Raw genomic sequence first — 17,829 nt, forward strand, 5'->3', positions numbered from 1 at the left:
AAATGTAAACAAAACTATGAACAACATTATATAATAATGTGTTGTAGCATAGACGTTTAAAGGTATCCAGTCAAACATTTATTTAACTTTAAGATATATAGTTATAGTTAATTTTTTTCTAATGTGTTAAATAATTGACCCCATTTCTTCATAACATTCTCTACACTAAAGCGTTGACTATTTAATTTAGCTTTATCACTCATAACCTTTTTAAGATTTTCAGAATTTAGCACTTGCTCCATTCTTTTAGAATACTCTATCACATTACCGTTTTCAACTAGAAATCCGTCTTCCTCATTAGTAATTATATTTCTAGGTCCTGTAGGGACGTCAAAGGAAATAATTGGAAGTCCAACTGAAAGTGACTCTAATAACACCATTGGAAAACACTCGGTATGGGAAGTCATTAAATAAGCTGAATAATTACACATGGTTTCAGTAATATCATCTACCGTACCCTTAAAAAAAATAGTATTATTTAAGTCTTTAGAATCAATTTGTTTTTGTAATTGTTCTTGCGTTCCAATATAATTATCTCCATATATATCTAAAGACCAACCCGTATTATTCTTTAAAAACTCACTCCATATTTCAATTAATCTTTCAAAGCCTTTAACTGGTGCAATCCTACCCGCCGCAATTACTCTTTTGTTTTGAAAATTAACCTTTTTATTAGTTAATGAAATAGGATTTGGAATAACAAAAGTATTATCCGATCTAAAAAACTTCTTTTCATCAGGATTAAGAACGACTAAAGCATCGTAATCACTTTCCACCTTCTTTAAAATAGAGACAAATATTTTAGATTTAAAAGAAGAAGCGGTTTCATTTCTATTAAACTGAGAGGCATGATATTCTTTAACTTTTTTTGATGATTTATTTATATAAGGCAACCAATAAAAATCAAAGGAACTATTACAAACTATTATTACGTCGGGATTCAAATTTTTAAGCACTTTCTTCATTTTAAAAAAATGATTTGGAACTTTTTTTAAATTTTCAAAAGAGAAATAACTTCTTGAACGATTGTAATTAATTGACATGTCAACAAGGTTAACCCTCTCAGAAAGTTTAAAAAACGGTTCTTTCTCTTTTTGTTCCGAAGTAAGAATTGTTACGTCATAGCCTAAAACATCAGCAAAGTAATTCACCTTGGTAGCTAAAACACGCTCTATCCCTCCGTGTAGATAAATCTGGTCAGTTGTAAAGACTATCTTCATAAAATTAATGCTTTAAATAATTTATCCCACTGCCCCACTATTCTTTCGGGTAAATAACACTCAACGTTTATACGAGCATTAATTCCCATTTGCATTAAATTTTCAGGATTTTTAATAAGATCAATAATCCTATTTGCAAATTCATCAATATTTCCGTTTTCAATTAAGTATCCATCTTCTCCATCTGTAATAATATCCCCTGGTCCATGAGGACAGTCGTATGAAACACAAGGCAAACCATAAGCCATAGCCTCTATAAGCACCATACCAAAGCCCTCAGACCTCGAAGGAAGAACCAACATAGCCGCATTAGCGTAAGCCTCTTCTACATTGGGTATAGGGTCATTAAAAGTTAGGCTAGACGATACCCCCAATTGATTAGATAGTTCCTCATATTTACACTCAGCATCTTTTTTTCCATATATCATAAGTTTCCAATCCGGAAATTCCTTATTAACCTTTTGCCAACTTTGAAGTAATAAGTCGTACCCCTTATTATAACTATGACTCCCAACTGCAATTACTGTTTTAGGTAATTTAGTTTTTTGAGGCAGTTCTTTAGGGTAAAATGAAAGTGGATTAGGAATTACTTCTAAATTCCCAGCTTTCCATTCCTTTAAATTTCCATTGGTTAACACCACAAACTTATCAAATTTAGTAGCAGCCCAACGCATTATAAAGTATGTAAATTTATTTTTTAGATTTTGAAGAGGACTTTTATCTGCCTTATTAAAATTTAGAGAAACTGAAGCATGCCTTTCATATATAATAGGAATTTTATTATTCAATATTTGTGGTAACAAAAATCCTTTTACCCCATCATCACAAACAGAAATTATATCAGGCTTATAGTTATTAACAATATTTTTTATCCCTCGTCTATAGCTTAAAAAATAAGTCAATGGATTTCCTGATACGTCAATACTAACGAATTTTATTTTTGAAGAAAAACTATAAAAAGGTTCTTTTAATCCATTTAAACAAAGTATAGTTACGTCATAATTATAGTGTTCTGCCAAATATGAAGCCTTTATAGATAACACACGCTCCAATCCACCAGAACCATCAATACCATTAGTTATGTAAAGTAATTTTATCATAGCTGAGGTAGAAATGTGTTAAATAAAATATTCATATTAAAAATATAACATTGAAAAATAATGCAAATACGTACGAAACTAATTAAAATACATTTAAACCATACAATAAAAAAATGGTCTTTTTTGAAATTCAAAAAAGACCATTTTAAATCATACTATATGCATGGCCAAAGCCAATTAAATTATTTAATGAAACAATTAGTTGTCATAATACCAATCTGCGTGCTCCTCTCTATCCCCGAAGCTAACATTAACCCCTACACTTAGATTAACTAAGCCACCGGTTTCATGTTTGTAATCTGGATATAAAAGATCCCCCCCTAAGGAATAGTGTTGTTTAAGGTTAGCTATATATGATACATCTGCAAATAATGCAAAGTTATCGGTAATTCTAAATTGAGGTGTAAAACCAACAATAATATTTCCTATGTGATCTGTTCCTTTTGAACCAGATGGATTAGCAAAAGTAACACCAGCACCTAAGTGAAATAAAAGACCTATATTTTCTTTAAATTCACCTTTAACTTTTGCGAATTTCCACACATTGGCAACCCCTTCAATTGCCACTCTATTAAATTTCACACCACCCTCTACAAATTCACTTGGATTTTCAAAGTTTAAAAATGAATAATGTGCTCTTACACCATAAGTATCGGTTATCATATAACGAGCTCCAGCTTGAAATTGCTTAAATGCTCCGTCATAATCTCCTAAATCTACAAATCTATTAGGAGCTAATGGAATGTGATATCCCGTTTGGGCTTCTATAGACCAGTTGTTATATTGTCGATCTGCTTTTTGAGCTGTTGCTGTTATGCCAATAATTAAGAATGCGGCAATTGAAAGTAACTTGATGTTCACTAACTTCATGTTCATTAGTTTAAAAGTATTATAATTTTATTTTATAAATATTCGAATTAATAAGTGGCAAAAATAAGATAATTTTTATTGAATACTAATCTAATTAACACTAAATTGTTTCTAATTTAATATTTGGGTTAATTACCGAAAATATTTAGACAATCATCCCAGCTGCTACCGTCTCATGTGTTGAATCTTCTATTAAGATAAAACTTCCTGTAATTCGGTTGTCGCGGTATTCGTCTACCATTAAAGGGCGTGTAGTGCGAATAGTAATTCGGGCAATATCATTCATATTTAAGGTTTTATCCTCCTCTTGACGGGCATAGGTATTGATATCTATTTTATAAATCACATCTTTTATCATTGCCTTTTGTTCGTTTGAGGTATGAACTATAGTGTATTTCGCCCTAGGTTTGGCTGCAGAAGTATTAAACCAACACAGCATGGCGTCAAACTCCTGTAAGGCTTTAGGTTGGTTGTTTTGCTTTACAATCATATCACCACGACTAATATCTATATCATCTTCTAGAGTAATAGAAACACTCATAGGTGCAAAAACTTCATCCATAGCCCCTTCCATAGTATCGATGCTCTTAATTTTCGAACTAAATCCAGATGGCATAACAACTACTTCATCTCCTTTCCTGAAAATTCCACTTGCAACTCTACCTGCGTATCCTCTATAATCTATAAATCCATCTCGTTGCGGACGTAAAACCGTTTGTACCGGAAAACGAGCGTCAATTTTATTGATATCACTCCCAATATGCATAGTTTCTAACGCGTGTAATAAAGGTGGACCTTGATACCAATCCATATTTGTTGAGCGGTTTACAACATTATCACCATTTAATGCACTTATAGGAAGAAATTGAATATCCTTTACAATAAGTTTCGAAGAAAAACCTTCAAACTGGCTAACGATATTCTCATAAACCTCCTCTGAATAATCCACTAAATCCATTTTATTGATACAAACAATAATATGAGGAATCTGCAGTAGTGACGCTATAAATGCGTGACGTTTAGTTTGTTCTATTACCCCATGTCGCGCATCAATTAAAATTAATGCAGCATTTGCTGTGGAAGCTCCCGTAACCATATTGCGGGTGTATTGTATGTGCCCTGGAGTATCGGCAATGATAAACTTACGCTTGGGAGTTGTAAAATATCTGTAAGCAACATCTATAGTAATTCCCTGCTCACGCTCATCGCGTAAACCATCTGTAAATAATGCAAGATCTATTCCTTCGTGTCCTTTCTTACGGCTTGTATTTTCCACCGATTCCAACTGATCTTCAAAAATAGCTTTGCTATCGTAAAGTAGCCTTCCTATCAAAGTACTCTTCCCATCATCTACACTCCCTGCAGTCGTGAATCTCAATAACTGATTCTTATCTATTTCCATTATAAATGCTTATCACAGTTTATACTGTATTGTATTTTATTATTGTATTGTGTTCTAATCTCAACATCATTCATAATTCCGATTCAAGAAACAAGACGTAAGACTTTTGCCTCATGAAATTGCAACTACCACTCAACATCCTGCATCTCGATTTCGTCCGAACTCCAAACTCCAAACTCATAACTATGAACTCATAACTCTGAACTCTTAACTTCAGGAAAGTAAATCCAGAATTCTGAATTCTTAATTCTGAATTTAAAAATATCCCTCTCTTTTCCTGTCCTCCATTGCTGTATCGCTCCTCTTATCATCGGTACGATTGCCGCGTTCAGTTTGTTTCATAGCTGCGACTTCTAGAACAATTTTATCTAAAGTATCAGCATCCGATTCAATGCCACCTGTAATAGTGATATCACCAAGGGTTCTAAAACGAACTTTCTTAGTGTGAATCTTTTCGTTTTCCTCAAGTTTTAAGTATTCAGAAACTGGAATCCAAGAATCACTTCTCCATACTACTTCACGATTATGGGCTTTATATAAAGAAGGGATTTCAATTTTTTCTCTTTTGATGTAATTCCAAACATCCATCTCGGTCCAATTGCTTATTGGGAAGGCACGAAAATGTTCACCTTCAAAATGTTTTCCATTAAGAATATTCCAAAGCTCTGGACGTTGATTTTTTGGGTCCCATTGTCCAAAATCGTCTCTATGTGAGAAAAAACGTTCTTTTGCTCGAGCTTTTTCTTCATCGCGTCTGCCGCCACCAATAGCACAATCAATTTTATTGCTTTCAATAGCGTCCAATAAAGTTGTTATTTGCAAGGCATTACGAGTAGCGTGCTTTCCTCTTTCTTCAGCAACACGCCCCGTATCAATAGATTCTTGCACCGAACCTACTAACAACTGTACTCCTAAATTCTTCACTAAACCATCTCTAAACTGAATGGTTTCAGGGAAGTTATGTCCTGTATCGATATGCAGTAAAGGGAAAGGTATCTTACAAGGGTAAAATGCCTTTTTTGCTAAATGGGTTACAAGAATAGAATCTTTTCCTCCAGAAAACAGTATTACAGGATTCTGAAACTGCGCATAAACCTCCCGAAGAATATAAATAGCTTCAGATTCTAATTCATCTAAATAATTTAAATAATATTTACTCATTTGCATTTTATTTATTCGAGGCATACCTCTTTACTCTCTGTTCTCTGTTCTCTTTTCTATGTTCCCTGCTCTCTTTTCTCTTTTCTCTACTCTCTTTTCTATGTTCCCCGCTCTCTGTTCTCCCCCTTTACTTTGCTCTATCATCAATCTCATTCAAAATTAATGAAACCGCATCTTCCACCGAAATCTGTGAAGTGTCTATTTCAATATCTGCTGCCATAGGGGGCTCGTATGGTGCATCTACACCAGTAAAGTTTTTAATTTCTCCTGCTCGAGCTTTGGCGTATAAACCTTTAACATCTCTGCTTTCACATATCTCAATTGGAGTATTTACATATACTTCGATAAAGTTTTTATACCCTACAATCCGTTTTACCATTTCTCGGTCCTCTCTATAAGGCGAAATAAATGAAGCCAAAACTATCAAACCCGCATCCAACATTAAATTGGCTACTTCGGCTATACGTCTGATATTTTCCGTTCTATCCTCAGGTGAAAATGTTAAGTTGTTATTTAACCCACCTCTAACGTTATCACCATCTAAAAGATAGGTATGCATATTACGTTGAAAAAGAGCGCGCTCCAAAGCATCTGCAATGGTAGACTTTCCAGACCCCGACAGCCCAGTAAACCAAAGCAACATCGGTTTTTGCTCTTTTAAATCACTCCTTTCTTTTTGGGAAACACTAAAATTATGTGGAATAATATTTTCTTTCATTATCAAAACTGATATTTCGTTTATTCTTTTTCAACTTAACCAATAGCTGTATTTTTTTACAACTAAACTCTCCTATCTCCTTTTTCTTATCTAATGTCATTAATCTTTATATAAAGAAGATTCATAATTCTACATTCTGAATTCTTAATTATCTCAAATCTCACATCTCAAGTCTCACGTCTCAAATCTCCCATCTCAAACCTCACCCCTCCATCCTATCAATCAAACCATAATCGATTCTAAACCAAATTCGTTCGTGAATATAGTATAAAATCATTTTGGTTAAAAGTTCAGCTAGACCTATTTTAACTCCAGTTAAAGGGTTACCGGTTAAAAGCCAAGCTAAAACCATAGTATCAGCTGTTCCTACCATTCGCCAAGTAACAGTTTTTGCTAGATGTCGCATTTTGTTTTCGCGAACCAATCCACTTTTAGAAAGATTGATATTAAACCAAACTCGTTCGTGTAAGTAATACAGCAACATTTTCGTTATAACCTCGGCGAAACCAATTTTTAACCCCGTCATAGGGTTTCCTGTAATTAACCATGATAGAAACACGGTATCAACAGACCCAACTATTCTCCAGGTTAAGGCTTTTGCAATATGTCGTTTTCTAGAAGGATCCTTCATCAAACTTCTGCAACAAAATAGTTGTTCAATAAATTAGGCTTGTTATAAATCATTTGGTTGCCAGTTGTTTGATCAATAACACTTATACCAACTGCTTTGCAAATTGCATGTCCTGCGGCTGTATCCCATTCCATTGTAGGTGCATATCGTGGATATAGATGCGCCAAACCTTCAGCTAACAAACAAAATTTTAAAGAACTTCCCTTAGAAACTATTTCAACCTTATGCTTCTTTTGTATTTCAGAAATAAAATCTTCTGTTTCCTTATTTAAATGCGAACGACTTCCAACTATTTTTACTTCAGAAGTTATAGCCGAAGGTTTTATCATCTCTGCTTTTGCGAAAATAACTTCAACCGAATCATCTTCAGAAGAAATAATTACTTTTCTAGACTCCTTTCCTGTTTCCAAAGTAAAATAAAGTTCTTTTGAAACTGGAACGTAAATCACACCTAATATCGGAGCGCCATTTTCAACTAATGCAATATTTACGGTGAATTCACCATTTCGTTTTATAAACTCTTTTGTGCCATCTAGCGGATCTACAATCCAACAACGTTTCCAGTCTTTTCGTTCTTCATAATCTAACTGACGGTTTTCTTCGCTAATAATTGGAATATCAGTAGTAAGCAGATACTTCATTATGGCAGTATTCGCATTTGTATCGGCCTGAGTTAAAGGGGACTCGTCTTCTTTAGTTTCAACATTAAAATCGGTTTCGTAAATTTTTAAAATTTCAGCACCTGCAACTAATGCTGCTTTAATTGCTATTGTTAAAAGTGATTTCATACTCGCTTTGGTTAGGGGCTACAAAATACAATTTAATGAATAACAACAAAAAGTTATTAGCGTCAACAATTATCACCTATCGAACTTGTAATATTCTAAATAAGGATGCGGGGTTTTGTTGATAGAGTTTACTACAGCGTCCATTCCCATTACACTAAATGTTATCCCATTGCCACCAAATCCTAATACATAATGTTCGTTTTTATTAGAATCTGTTTTTCCAAAATAAGGCAAACCATCTTTTGTTTCTCCAAAAGTTCCTGCCCAAGCGTAATCTGGAATAAATGGAATTTCAGGAAAACACTTACTAAAACTCTTAGTTAAGGCTTTCTCTTTTATGTAAAGCAATGCATCCCGTTTGGCTGCATTCTTAAAGTCTCGGTCACCACCACCCATTACTATTCGTCCGTCATTAGTGCTTCTGAAGTATAAATAGGGTTCATCGGTATTCCAATAAATTCTATCTTTAAAAGCTTTTGGAACGGTTTTAAATGCTTCCGACGCTAGAGCATAAGTACTTTTTAAATCAACTATTTTCTCCTTTACAGTCTCTACACTTTCATATCCTGTACAGTGAACTATATCATCTACTTCAATAGTGAAATCAGAATTTACCGTAGCAATCACCTTTTCATCTTTAAATTTCACTTTATTCAACTCTGTTTTATCATAAATTTGCAAACCTTTTTTGGTGCAATACTTCAATAAATCGTGTGCAAACCGATAAACATCCATCACCCCGCCCGATTCCGACTCGATGGCAGCATAAGCATTTAATCCTAATTCACTTAAATCTTCTTTGGAAAGCCACTTCACCTTAAAACCGTGTTGTTGACGGGCTTCAAATTCTTCTTTAAGAAAAGTAATATCCTTTTTAGTGGAAGTAAAATAGACGCTCTTCTTTTTCGTGAACCCACATTTACTTTTAATTTTCTTTACAATCTGTTCCAGGTCCGAAATAGATTTTTCACAATTTTGATAACTTGATACCGCAATGGTAACCCCCACAAGGTCGATTAATTTATGTAGCGGTTCATCGATTTCATATTGCAACATCGAAGTGCTGGCAGCTGTACTTCCGTTACAAATATCACGTTTGTCCACCATCACCACTTTTTTACCTTCTTCTAAAAGTTTATAAGCAACTAGTGCTCCTGTTATCCCTGCTCCTACTATTAGAATTTCTGAAGAGATAGATTCTCGAAGTGATGGATAACTCTGAGGGAATTCATTTTTTATTAGCCAAAAAGGCTCGTTTGATTTTAAGTCCATAGTTTTTAATTGAAAGATAGAAAATTAGCTTGAATTGATGTTTAAACGCAAAAACTATATTCCTAAAATAAGAATTGTACAAATCTTAACAACATTCGTTAAACACTTCTCAATTAAGAAAACTGTAAGATACTCAAGGAGATACTTCAAGTATCTTTATATCAACCAAAAAAGAAAACTATGAAAACTACAAATGAAAAAGCAAGAGAATACAACCACGATAATCTGGTTAACAATTTACAAGAGCTTCTAGAAAAGAATTACGATGCTGAAAAAGGGTTTACAAAAGCAATGACTGATGCAAAAACTCCTCATTTAAAATCATTTTTAAAACAACAAGCCGTTCAAAGAAGTCGTTTTGCAACCGAGCTTACTAATGAAATTATCAATTTAAATGAAGAACCTAAGGAAAAAGGAAGTTTTGCAGGAGATCTTCACCGAACTTGGATAGATGTTAAAAGTGCATTTACAGGGCACGACGATGAAGCAATCTTAGAAGAATGTATAAGAGGTGAAAAAGCGAGTTGGGATGAATACGAAGACAAACTAAAGCACGAAAATTTCCCGCCTAAAATCGCTGAAGTAGTTCAAAAACAGGCTACCGAAATTTACGGCACATTAAAGAAAGTGAGAACCCTTGAAGATATTGCCGACCATTAGAATGATGCATAAATAATTAAAAAACCCCGAGTCAAAAACGATTCGGGGTTTTCTATTTAAATATTAATAGTATTAAGCTTCCACTGGAATTCCAGCTTCTTTAATAGCTTTAAATCCTCCGGCAACATCCACTACATTATGAATTCCTCGACTTTTTAAAATAGAGGCTGCAATTACTGAACGATACCCACCTGCACAGTGCAAGTAAAAAGGTTCATTTTCTGGTAAACGATCTAAATAATCGTTTAAGAAACCAAGAGGAGCATGTTGGGCTTGTGGAATATGAGCCGTATTATATTCTCCATCATTACGAACATCCACAATAGGAACATTAGATTGCATTTTTTCTTTTAACGTTTCCGCTGAAACTGAAGTTAAGGTGTCGATTTCCTTACCTGCTTTATCCCAAGCAGCTACGCCACCTTCTAAGTAACCTAAAGTTTTATCGAAACCGACTCTAGATAATCGTGTAACGGCTTCTTCTTCTCTACCCGGAGCAACTACTAAAAGTATTTTTTGTTCCACATCGGCAAGCAAAGCGCCCACCCAAGGAGCAAATCCTCCATCTAACCCTATAAATATAGAACGTGGAATATGACCTGAGATAAAGTCATTTTGATGACGAACGTCCAATACTATCGCATTTGTTTCATTAGCAACTCTTTCAAAAGTTTCTGGATCTAATGCTTTTGTTCCCTCAGCAAGTACATCGTTAAAATCTGAATATCCTTCGCGATTCATCTTTACGTTCATTGGGAAATACAAAGGAGGCGGAGCTAAACCGTCGGTAACTTCTTTTATAAATTCTTCACGTGTCATATCTGCACGTAAAGCGTAGTTCATTTGTTTTTGATTTCCTAAAGTGTCAACCGTTTCTTTCATCATATTTTTCCCGCAGGCAGACCCAGCCCCGTGAGCAGGGTAAACAATAACATCATCGGCTAATGGCATAATTTTGTTTCGAAGACTATCAAACAATATTCCTGCTAAGTCTTCTTGAGTAACTTCATTGGCTTTCTGTGCAAGATCAGGACGACCTACATCACCCAAAAACAAAGTATCTCCACTAAAAATAGCGTAATCCTTTCCATTTTCGTCTTTAAGCAAATACGTTGTGCTTTCCATAGTGTGTCCTGGAGTATGGATTGCAGTTATGGTTACATCACCTAATTTAAATACTTCATTGTCTTTTGCTACAATTGCTTCAAAAGTAGGATTGGCTAATGGACCATATACAATTGGCGCTCCTGTTTGCTGCGAAAGCGTTAAATGTCCACTAACAAAATCGGCGTGGAAATGGGTTTCAAAAATATATTTGATTTTAGCGTTGTCTTTTTCAGCACGCTCAAGATATGGCTTTGTTTCTCTTAATGGGTCGATAATAGCTACTTCACCCTGACTTTCAATATAGTATGCACCTTGTGAAAGGCAACCGGTATATATTTGTTCTACTTTCATAATTACAAAATTTCTGCAAATATAAGAATTGCTACTACTATAAGTCGTTTCTAAAGTTTTGTCTGGTCTTTTTCACAAAACTTTTACATTAAGACTTACAACTTATTTTATCTTTACCAATTAACCTAAAATGTAAAATGATGAAAAAACTTGCATTTATTTTATTATCGTTAATAATAGTATCCTGTGCTACTGAAAGCGACAGAGAAGCTGTTATTCGTGAATTGGCAAAAAAAGATGCCATTGAAAAACTAGAATTACCTGAAGGAACAAAATTCAATAATGAAAATATTGAAGTCACAGAAACAGATGTTGAAGACGGGACAATTGGGGTGAATTATTTGGTGAAAATCACAATCAAATCACAAGATCGCGATGGTAACGAAATAGTAAAAGTCCACACTTTTAAATATAACAAAGCTGATGGTGATGGTACTTCACCAAACCATTACGAACTAATTTCCCACGAATAAATTAAATTAATACAACCTATGAAACTATTACTTCTGACAGTTTTTTCTTCGTTAATTCTATCATGTAACGCTACTCAGAAACAAACTAAAACCGATTCTACAGAAAACAACTTAAAATACGCAAATACAATAACCGCTAAAGAACTAAAAGAACACCTATACATTTATGCTAGCGACGAAATGGAAGGTAGAATGACAGGTTCTAAGGGGCAAAAAATGGCTTCGGAATACATTCGAGATTTTTATGTTAAACACGGAATAAAGTCTCCTATTGAGAAAGACAATTATTACCAAGTTGTTCCTGCTAGTTATTTTCAAGGAAGGGGCGACGCAAAAGCTTCTGAAAATGTTATAGCATATATAAAAGGTTCAGAAAAACCAGAAGAAGTAATTGTTATCTCAGCCCACTTAGATCACGTAGGGATGGATAAAGAAGGAAATGTATTTAATGGTGCCGATGATGATGGAAGTGGAACTGTAGCAATAATGATGATTGCAAAAGCTTTTCAACAAGCGGTAAAAGATGGATACAGACCTAAGCGATCTGTGGTTTTCCTACATGTTACCGGAGAAGAAATTGGACTTTATGGGTCTCGCTACTATTCAGAAAATCCAATTTTCCCATTAGAAAACACTGTAAGCAATCTGAATATTGATATGATTGGAAGAATAGATCCTGATAAAAAAGACAACCCTGATTATCTTTATTTAATAGGAAGTAATAAACTTAGTCAAGAATTACAAGATGTTTCTGAGGAGGTAAATGAGAAGTATATCAACATGGAACTTGACTATAAATATGACGAACCGAACGATCCTAATCGTTTTTACTACAGAAGCGACCACTACAACTTTGCAAAGAATAATATCCCAGTAATATTTTACTTTAACGGGGTTCACGAAGATTATCACAAAATATCTGACACTCCTGACAAAATTGAATACGACTTGTTAGAAAGACGCACCAAACTTATCTTCTTAACAGCTTGGGAACTTGCAAATAGAGAAGAAAGAATTAAACTAAACGACACTAGTAAGTCGTAATTTTAAGATTCATACACAATTACCAAAATCCTCCTAAATTGCTAGGGGGATTTTTTTATCAACCTTTGTAACTAAAGAAATAGAGCGTTTAAAAAATTATCGTGAGTGTCCGTTCGAGCGCAGTCGAGAACTTTAAGTGACTGACTTAAATTAGGTCTCGACTGCGCTTCGACTACGCTCAGCAGAACCGCGCGTCCTGACAAACTAATTAATTTTTTATTTTTTAGAGAGCAAAAGCAAATTAACATACCACGCGACAGAATCGTGCAGTGGCGGTTTCCAAAAAAGCAAACGCTGATGTCTGTTCGAGCGCAGTCGAGAACTTTAAGTGGCTGACTTAAATTAGGTCTCGACTGCGCTCGACCTGACAAGCCAATTAATTTGTTATTATTCAGACAGCGAAAGTAAATTATAACACCACGCGATAGAATCGCGCGGGAGCGGTGTGTAAACTTCTCAACCTAAACCTTACCCACAAAAACTCACAAAACAAAAAAAGTCTTCCCGTTAAGGAAGACTTTGTCTTTTGGGTGGAAGACCGGTTTCGAACCGGCGACCTCTTGAACCACAATCAAGCGCTCTAACCAGCTGAGCTACAACCACCATTTTATGTGCTTTAAAACACAACGCTGTTAAGCGGTTGCAAATATAAATCAATTCTTATTGTTGTACAACATCAAAACATAAAAATTTGAAATCTTCTTTAAAAAAAAAGATTAAATCAAATCAAAAATAGAATCAACAGCGGGATATCTTTCTACCGTAAACCCCTCAGCGTGCTCAGTTCCAATAAGTCGCCCTAAATCTTGAGCTCTGTAGGTTATACTATCTCTAAAATTTGTAGAAGTTATTGGGGTTTCAGGTTCGTTAGCACCTTCTTGGTGAAACTGACTTTTATAAGCAAAAACTGTTTCTAATTTCTTATCCAAGAATCCAGTTACATCTACTACAAAATCAGGTTCAATGTTTTTCCATTGAATGTAGTGATAAACAAACTTTGGTCGCCAAGGTTTTTGAACTTGCCCTTCATAAACAGTTTCGATTTTCTGTAAACCACTTAAAAAGCATGCATCACTAGCCAACTTACTACCTTTTCCGTGATCTATATGTCTATCGTCAATTGCATTACACAAAACCACTTCTGGTTGATACTTTCTAATTATTTTTATAATCTCCAACTGTGATGCCTTATCATTTACAAAAAACCCATCAGCAAGTCCTAAGTTATGCCTAAACTCTGCTCCTAAAATTTTGGCAGCATCTGCAGCCTCTTGATCGCGAATTTCTGCCGTTCCACGAGTGCCCAATTCGCCTCGAGTTAAATCTAACAAACCTACCTTTTTTCCTTTGTGTATTTCTTTAGCCAAGGTCGCCGAGCACCCCAATTCAACATCATCAGGATGTGCGCCTATAGCAAGGATATCAATCTTCATATAAATTATTTTTTAATTTTATTAAAAGCACTTTCTATATCGTTTTTTAAATCTGCTACTTCCTCTATTCCCACCGAGAAACGCAGTAAACCATCACTTATCCCCTGCTCTTTTCTAGCTTCAGGAGACAACAAACCGTGTGAAGTTTTAGCTGGCGAAAGAATTGTAGATTCCACTCCTGCTAGACTCATAGATGGTTTTATCAACCTTAAATTCTTCAGAAATTCACTAACATTTAAAGATTCATTAATTTCAAAAGAGAGCATCCCCGTATAACCTCTCATCTGCTTTTTAGCAAGTTTATAATCTGGATGTGTTTTTAGGCCTGGATAATAAACTTTATAAACTAGAGGGTGTTTCTCAAGCCACTTAGCCATTTTTTTAGCGTTTTTATTTTGCGCTTTTACGCGTAATCCCATGGTTTTCATACTGCGCTCCAAAAGCCAAACAGTATAATCGCTAAGGCTACCACCTAAGTTTTTACCGAGATTCCAAATTACTTTTATATGCTCTTCACTTGCTGCAACTGCACCGGCACAAATATCACTGTGACCACCCATATATTTTGTGGCACTGTGAATCATAATGTCAATTCCGAAATCGGCTGGAGTTTGATTTACTGGTGAAGCAAAAGTGTTGTCAATCATAGAAATAATTCCGCGCTTTTTAGCCAGTTTCGAAATCATTTCTAAATCGGTTATCCGCATCAATGGGTTGGATGGCGTTTCAACAAATATCACTTTTGTATTCTTCTGAATTTTCTCTGAAAAATCCTGTTCTGAAAACCCTTCAGTAAAAGAATATTCTATTCCAAATTTATGAAACTCTTCAACTACAAAATTATAAGTTCCTCCATATAAAGTTTGAGGTAGCACTACGTGGTCGCCTTTGTGTAGAAACGCCAGCATTGTTGTACTAACAGCTGCCATTCCACTTCCGAAGATAAGGGCTGCTTCACATTTTTCCAACATTGCAATTTTCTTGCAAAGCGCCTCTTGATTAGGTGTATTAAAATATCGCGGATATCGCTTTACTTCAACGTCCTCAAAAGCATAGCTACTCGACATATACAGTGGCGAAATAGCTCCTTTAAACTGTTTGTCCTCTACTTCACCTACATGCGTACAAATGGAGTTGAGACCTAATTTTTTAGATTTCATAGTTTAATATTTCAGAAGCTTTAAAGATATAAATTACAAAGAAGAAATTTCAGAATATCAAAACCTATTTCCAAGGCTCGATATATTCTTAAATATCATCTCTGGTCGGTTAACTTCAATTTATATATTTGCCTCTTCTCTTATAGAATATACTTTCTTTATCTTTATAAAAAATTACAAGAATTAATAATATACAATGAAATTACTACTCACTAACATAAAAGAATTACTCCAAGTACGTGAAAACTCTCCTTTAAAATTAAGTGGAAAAGAGATGAAGGACCTCCCTACACTTAAAAATGCTTGGGTGTTTTTAAATAATGGGAAGATTGAGGACTACGGTACTATGGATAACCTGAAAGAATATGAAGGTTTTAAACCCCTAGACTGTTCAGGTAAAATGGTGCTTCCGGCTTGGTGCGACAGTCATAGCCATTTGGTTTATGCTGGAAATAGAGAACAAGAGTTTGTAGATAGAATTAACGGTCTTACGTATCAAGAAATAGCCGAAAAAGGAGGTGGGATTGTAAATAGTGCTAAAAAACTGCAAGAAACTTCTGAAGAAGAATTATACAATCAATCGGCAACTCGTTTAGAGGAAATAATGAGTTTAGGTACTGGCGCTTTAGAAATTAAAAGTGGGTACGGACTTACCACAGAAGCTGAAATGAAAATGCTTCGTGTAGCTAAAAAACTTTCAGAAAATTATCCAATAACTATCAAAACCACATTCTTAGGGGCACACGCAATTCCTACAGAATACAAGGGAAACAAAGATGGATATATGGATTTATTGTGCAACGAAATGCTTCCTAAAGTAGCTGAAGAAGGTCTTGCCGAATATGTAGATATCTTTTGTGAGGAAGGTTATTTCTCAGTTGCAGATATGGAGCGTTTACTCGAAGAAGGAAAAAAATACAACCTAATTCCAAAAGTACACGTTAATCAATTTAATAGTATTGGCGGAATTGAATCGGCTGTAAAACACAAAGCACTAAGCGTAGATCATTTAGAGGTAATGACGGATGAAGATATAGACGCTTTAAAAAATAGTGATACAATGCCAGTGGCGCTTCCTTCTTGTTCATACTTTTTAAGTATCCCGTATGCACCTGGAAGAAAAATGATTGACGCAGGGCTTCCTTTAGCGCTTGCAACGGATTACAACCCTGGTTCTACGCCAAGTGGGAACATGAATTTTGTGGTGGCAACCGCTTGTATCAAAATGCGACTAACTCCAGAGGAAGCTATTAATGCTGCTACTATTAATGGAGCATATGCAATGGGCTTAAGTGATACTCATGGAAGTATTACAAAAGGAAAAGCGGCAAACCTCATCATTACAAAGCCAATTCCATCGTATGGTTATTTGCCTTACGCATTCGGAAGCAATATGATTGATGCTGTTATAATTAATGGTAAGGAAGTAAAATGAATTTAATTAAAATTTATTCTGAAAAAGATGCCGCTCCTTATATCAATAAGCGGGCTGGTGAAACCAAATTCGGTGAAAAAGTTGGTTTCGTTGATTCTCTTGAAAGCTTAAAGAATCATTCGTCTAAATACGTTTTACTAGGTATCCCTGAAGATATTGGCGTTCGTGCAAATTATGGGAATCCAGGAACTTCAAAGGCTTGGAAAACTGCCTTAGGGAGTATTTTAAATATTCAGCATAATCATTTAACGAATGCTGAAAATGTTATTCTTTTAGGGGAAATAGACTGCGACACTCAGATGAAGCAGGCAGAAAATATTTCAAAAGCAGATAAACATTACGCCGAAAAACTTGGTGAACTTGTAATTCAAATAGACCATAAAGTAGCCGAGGTTGTAAAAGCAATAGTTGCAGCTGGAAAATTCCCGATAATTATAGGTGGAGGCCACAATAATAGTTACGGAAATATAAAAGGAACTTCTGAAGGATTAAAAAAACCTATAAACTGTATAAATTTTGATGCACATACAGATTTTCGTGCCTTAGAACATCGCCACAGTGGCAACGGATTTTCTTATGCTTTTGAAGAAGGGTTTTTAAGCAAGTATTTTATATTCGGGCTTCATAGAAACTACACTTCTCAAGCCGTTTTTGCTTCGATGAAAAACAATTCTGAGAAAGTGAAATTTAATCTTTTTGAGGATATAGCAATTAATCAAATTCAAACCTTTTCTGAAGCATTAGCCGAAAGTGAAAACTTCTGTAGTAATGATAATTTTGGGATTGAACTGGATATGGATGCTATTGAATTAATGGGAAGTAGTGCAATTACACCAAGTGGATTTTCAGTAACGCAAGCGCGTCAATTCGTCTCCTATTTCGCTAAAAACAAAAACGCGAGCTATGTTCATCTTTGCGAAGGTGCTCCTTCTGCTGGGGTTGCGCCAAACCAAGTTGGCAAGGCTATCGCTTATTTAGTGAGCGATGTGATTTCTTAATCCGTT

The 17,829-nt window shown here is 35.0% G+C and carries 17 protein-coding genes and 1 tRNA gene; 5 read left to right on the top strand and 13 right to left on the bottom strand.

Annotated elements, in window-relative coordinates; genetic code table 11:
* Positions 1 to 107 precede the first annotated feature (107 nt).
* From G3A46_RS10610 to G3A46_RS10650, 9 genes are all read right to left on the bottom strand, one after another.
* Complete coding sequence (locus G3A46_RS10610) at positions 108 to 1,220, bottom strand: glycosyltransferase family 4 protein (protein ID WP_165149638.1); 1,113 nt, start codon at positions 1,218 to 1,220, stop codon at positions 108 to 110.
* Entirely contained in the window at positions 1,217 to 2,320 is a 1,104-nt protein-coding gene (locus G3A46_RS10615) for a glycosyltransferase family 4 protein (protein WP_165149640.1), read from the bottom strand. The genes G3A46_RS10610 and G3A46_RS10615 overlap by 4 nt, the downstream gene beginning before the upstream one ends.
* A 198-nt stretch (positions 2,321 to 2,518) precedes the next feature.
* Entirely contained in the window at positions 2,519 to 3,190 is a 672-nt protein-coding gene (locus G3A46_RS10620) for a hypothetical protein (protein WP_165149642.1), read from the bottom strand.
* A 145-nt stretch (positions 3,191 to 3,335) separates the two neighbouring features.
* Positions 3,336 to 4,592, bottom strand: a complete 1,257-nt coding sequence (locus G3A46_RS10625) for a GTP-binding protein (RefSeq protein WP_165149644.1) — start codon at positions 4,590 to 4,592, stop codon at positions 3,336 to 3,338.
* A gap of 255 nt (positions 4,593 to 4,847) precedes the next feature.
* On the bottom strand, positions 4,848 to 5,753 hold the full coding sequence (gene cysD / locus G3A46_RS10630; RefSeq protein WP_165149646.1) for a sulfate adenylyltransferase subunit CysD: 906 nt from the start codon (positions 5,751 to 5,753) through the stop codon (positions 4,848 to 4,850).
* Positions 5,754 to 5,880: 127 nt separating this feature from the next.
* Complete coding sequence (gene cysC / locus G3A46_RS10635) at positions 5,881 to 6,471, bottom strand: adenylyl-sulfate kinase (RefSeq protein WP_165149648.1); 591 nt, start codon at positions 6,469 to 6,471, stop codon at positions 5,881 to 5,883.
* Between the two features lie 202 nt (positions 6,472 to 6,673).
* Positions 6,674 to 7,102 carry a DUF2061 domain-containing protein gene (locus G3A46_RS10640; protein ID WP_165149650.1) on the bottom strand — a complete coding sequence of 143 codons (429 nt, stop codon included), beginning with the start codon at positions 7,100 to 7,102 and terminating at the stop codon, positions 6,674 to 6,676.
* Positions 7,102 to 7,890, bottom strand: coding sequence for a 3'(2'),5'-bisphosphate nucleotidase CysQ (gene cysQ, locus G3A46_RS10645; protein WP_165149652.1), 789 nt, complete (start codon positions 7,888 to 7,890; stop codon positions 7,102 to 7,104). Before cysQ ends, G3A46_RS10640 begins: the two co-directional genes overlap by 1 nt.
* 72 nt (positions 7,891 to 7,962) lie before the next feature.
* On the bottom strand, positions 7,963 to 9,162 hold the full coding sequence (locus G3A46_RS10650) for an FAD-dependent oxidoreductase (protein ID WP_165149654.1): 1,200 nt from the start codon (positions 9,160 to 9,162) through the stop codon (positions 7,963 to 7,965).
* 180 nt (positions 9,163 to 9,342) lie between these two features.
* Between G3A46_RS10650 and G3A46_RS10655 the strand changes: the two genes are divergently transcribed.
* Positions 9,343 to 9,822: a PA2169 family four-helix-bundle protein gene (locus G3A46_RS10655; RefSeq protein ID WP_165149656.1), complete on the top strand. Its 480-nt coding sequence runs from the start codon at positions 9,343 to 9,345 to the stop codon at positions 9,820 to 9,822.
* A 72-nt stretch (positions 9,823 to 9,894) separates the two neighbouring features.
* Here G3A46_RS10655 and G3A46_RS10660 read toward each other — a convergent pair whose 3' ends face one another.
* Positions 9,895 to 11,280 carry an MBL fold metallo-hydrolase gene (locus G3A46_RS10660; RefSeq protein ID WP_165149658.1) on the bottom strand — a complete coding sequence of 462 codons (1,386 nt, stop codon included), beginning with the start codon at positions 11,278 to 11,280 and terminating at the stop codon, positions 9,895 to 9,897.
* Positions 11,281 to 11,417: 137 nt separating this feature from the next.
* Here G3A46_RS10660 and G3A46_RS10665 point away from each other — a divergent pair, with 137 nt between their 5' ends.
* Both G3A46_RS10665 and G3A46_RS10670 read left to right on the top strand, forming a co-directional pair.
* Positions 11,418 to 11,753 carry a hypothetical protein gene (locus G3A46_RS10665; RefSeq protein ID WP_165149660.1) on the top strand — a complete coding sequence of 112 codons (336 nt, stop codon included), beginning with the start codon at positions 11,418 to 11,420 and terminating at the stop codon, positions 11,751 to 11,753.
* A gap of 18 nt (positions 11,754 to 11,771) precedes the next feature.
* The gene (locus tag G3A46_RS10670) at positions 11,772 to 12,797 is read left to right on the top strand and encodes a M28 family metallopeptidase (RefSeq protein ID WP_165149662.1); all 1,026 of its coding nucleotides are present in this window, start codon (positions 11,772 to 11,774) and stop codon (positions 12,795 to 12,797) included.
* Between the two features lie 528 nt (positions 12,798 to 13,325).
* Here G3A46_RS10670 and G3A46_RS10675 read toward each other — a convergent pair.
* The 3 genes from G3A46_RS10675 to G3A46_RS10685 form a co-directional block, all read right to left on the bottom strand.
* A tRNA-His gene (locus G3A46_RS10675) sits at positions 13,326 to 13,401 on the bottom strand.
* Positions 13,402 to 13,513: 112 nt separating this feature from the next.
* Positions 13,514 to 14,230, bottom strand: a complete 717-nt coding sequence (gene bshB1 / locus G3A46_RS10680; RefSeq protein ID WP_165149664.1) for a bacillithiol biosynthesis deacetylase BshB1 — start codon at positions 14,228 to 14,230, stop codon at positions 13,514 to 13,516.
* A 5-nt stretch (positions 14,231 to 14,235) separates the two neighbouring features.
* Positions 14,236 to 15,390 carry a PLP-dependent aspartate aminotransferase family protein gene (locus tag G3A46_RS10685; RefSeq protein ID WP_165149666.1) on the bottom strand — a complete coding sequence of 385 codons (1,155 nt, stop codon included), beginning with the start codon at positions 15,388 to 15,390 and terminating at the stop codon, positions 14,236 to 14,238.
* A 196-nt stretch (positions 15,391 to 15,586) separates the two neighbouring features.
* On the opposite strand from G3A46_RS10685, the gene hutI reads away from it, so the two are divergent.
* Together hutI and G3A46_RS10695 are read left to right on the top strand one after the other, a co-directional pair.
* Positions 15,587 to 16,825, top strand: coding sequence for an imidazolonepropionase (hutI, locus tag G3A46_RS10690; RefSeq protein WP_165149668.1), 1,239 nt, complete (start codon positions 15,587 to 15,589; stop codon positions 16,823 to 16,825).
* Positions 16,822 to 17,823 (top strand): formimidoylglutamase, encoded by a 1,002-nt coding sequence (locus G3A46_RS10695; RefSeq protein WP_165149670.1) that lies wholly within the window; start codon positions 16,822 to 16,824, stop codon positions 17,821 to 17,823. Before hutI ends, G3A46_RS10695 begins: the two co-directional genes overlap by 4 nt.
* The last annotated feature ends 6 nt before the right edge of the window (positions 17,824 to 17,829 follow it).

Origin of the sequence: Aequorivita sp. KMM 9714, assembly GCF_011065475.1 — a bacterium.
GTDB classification, from domain to species: Bacteria; Bacteroidota; Bacteroidia; order Flavobacteriales; family Flavobacteriaceae; genus Aequorivita; species Aequorivita sinensis.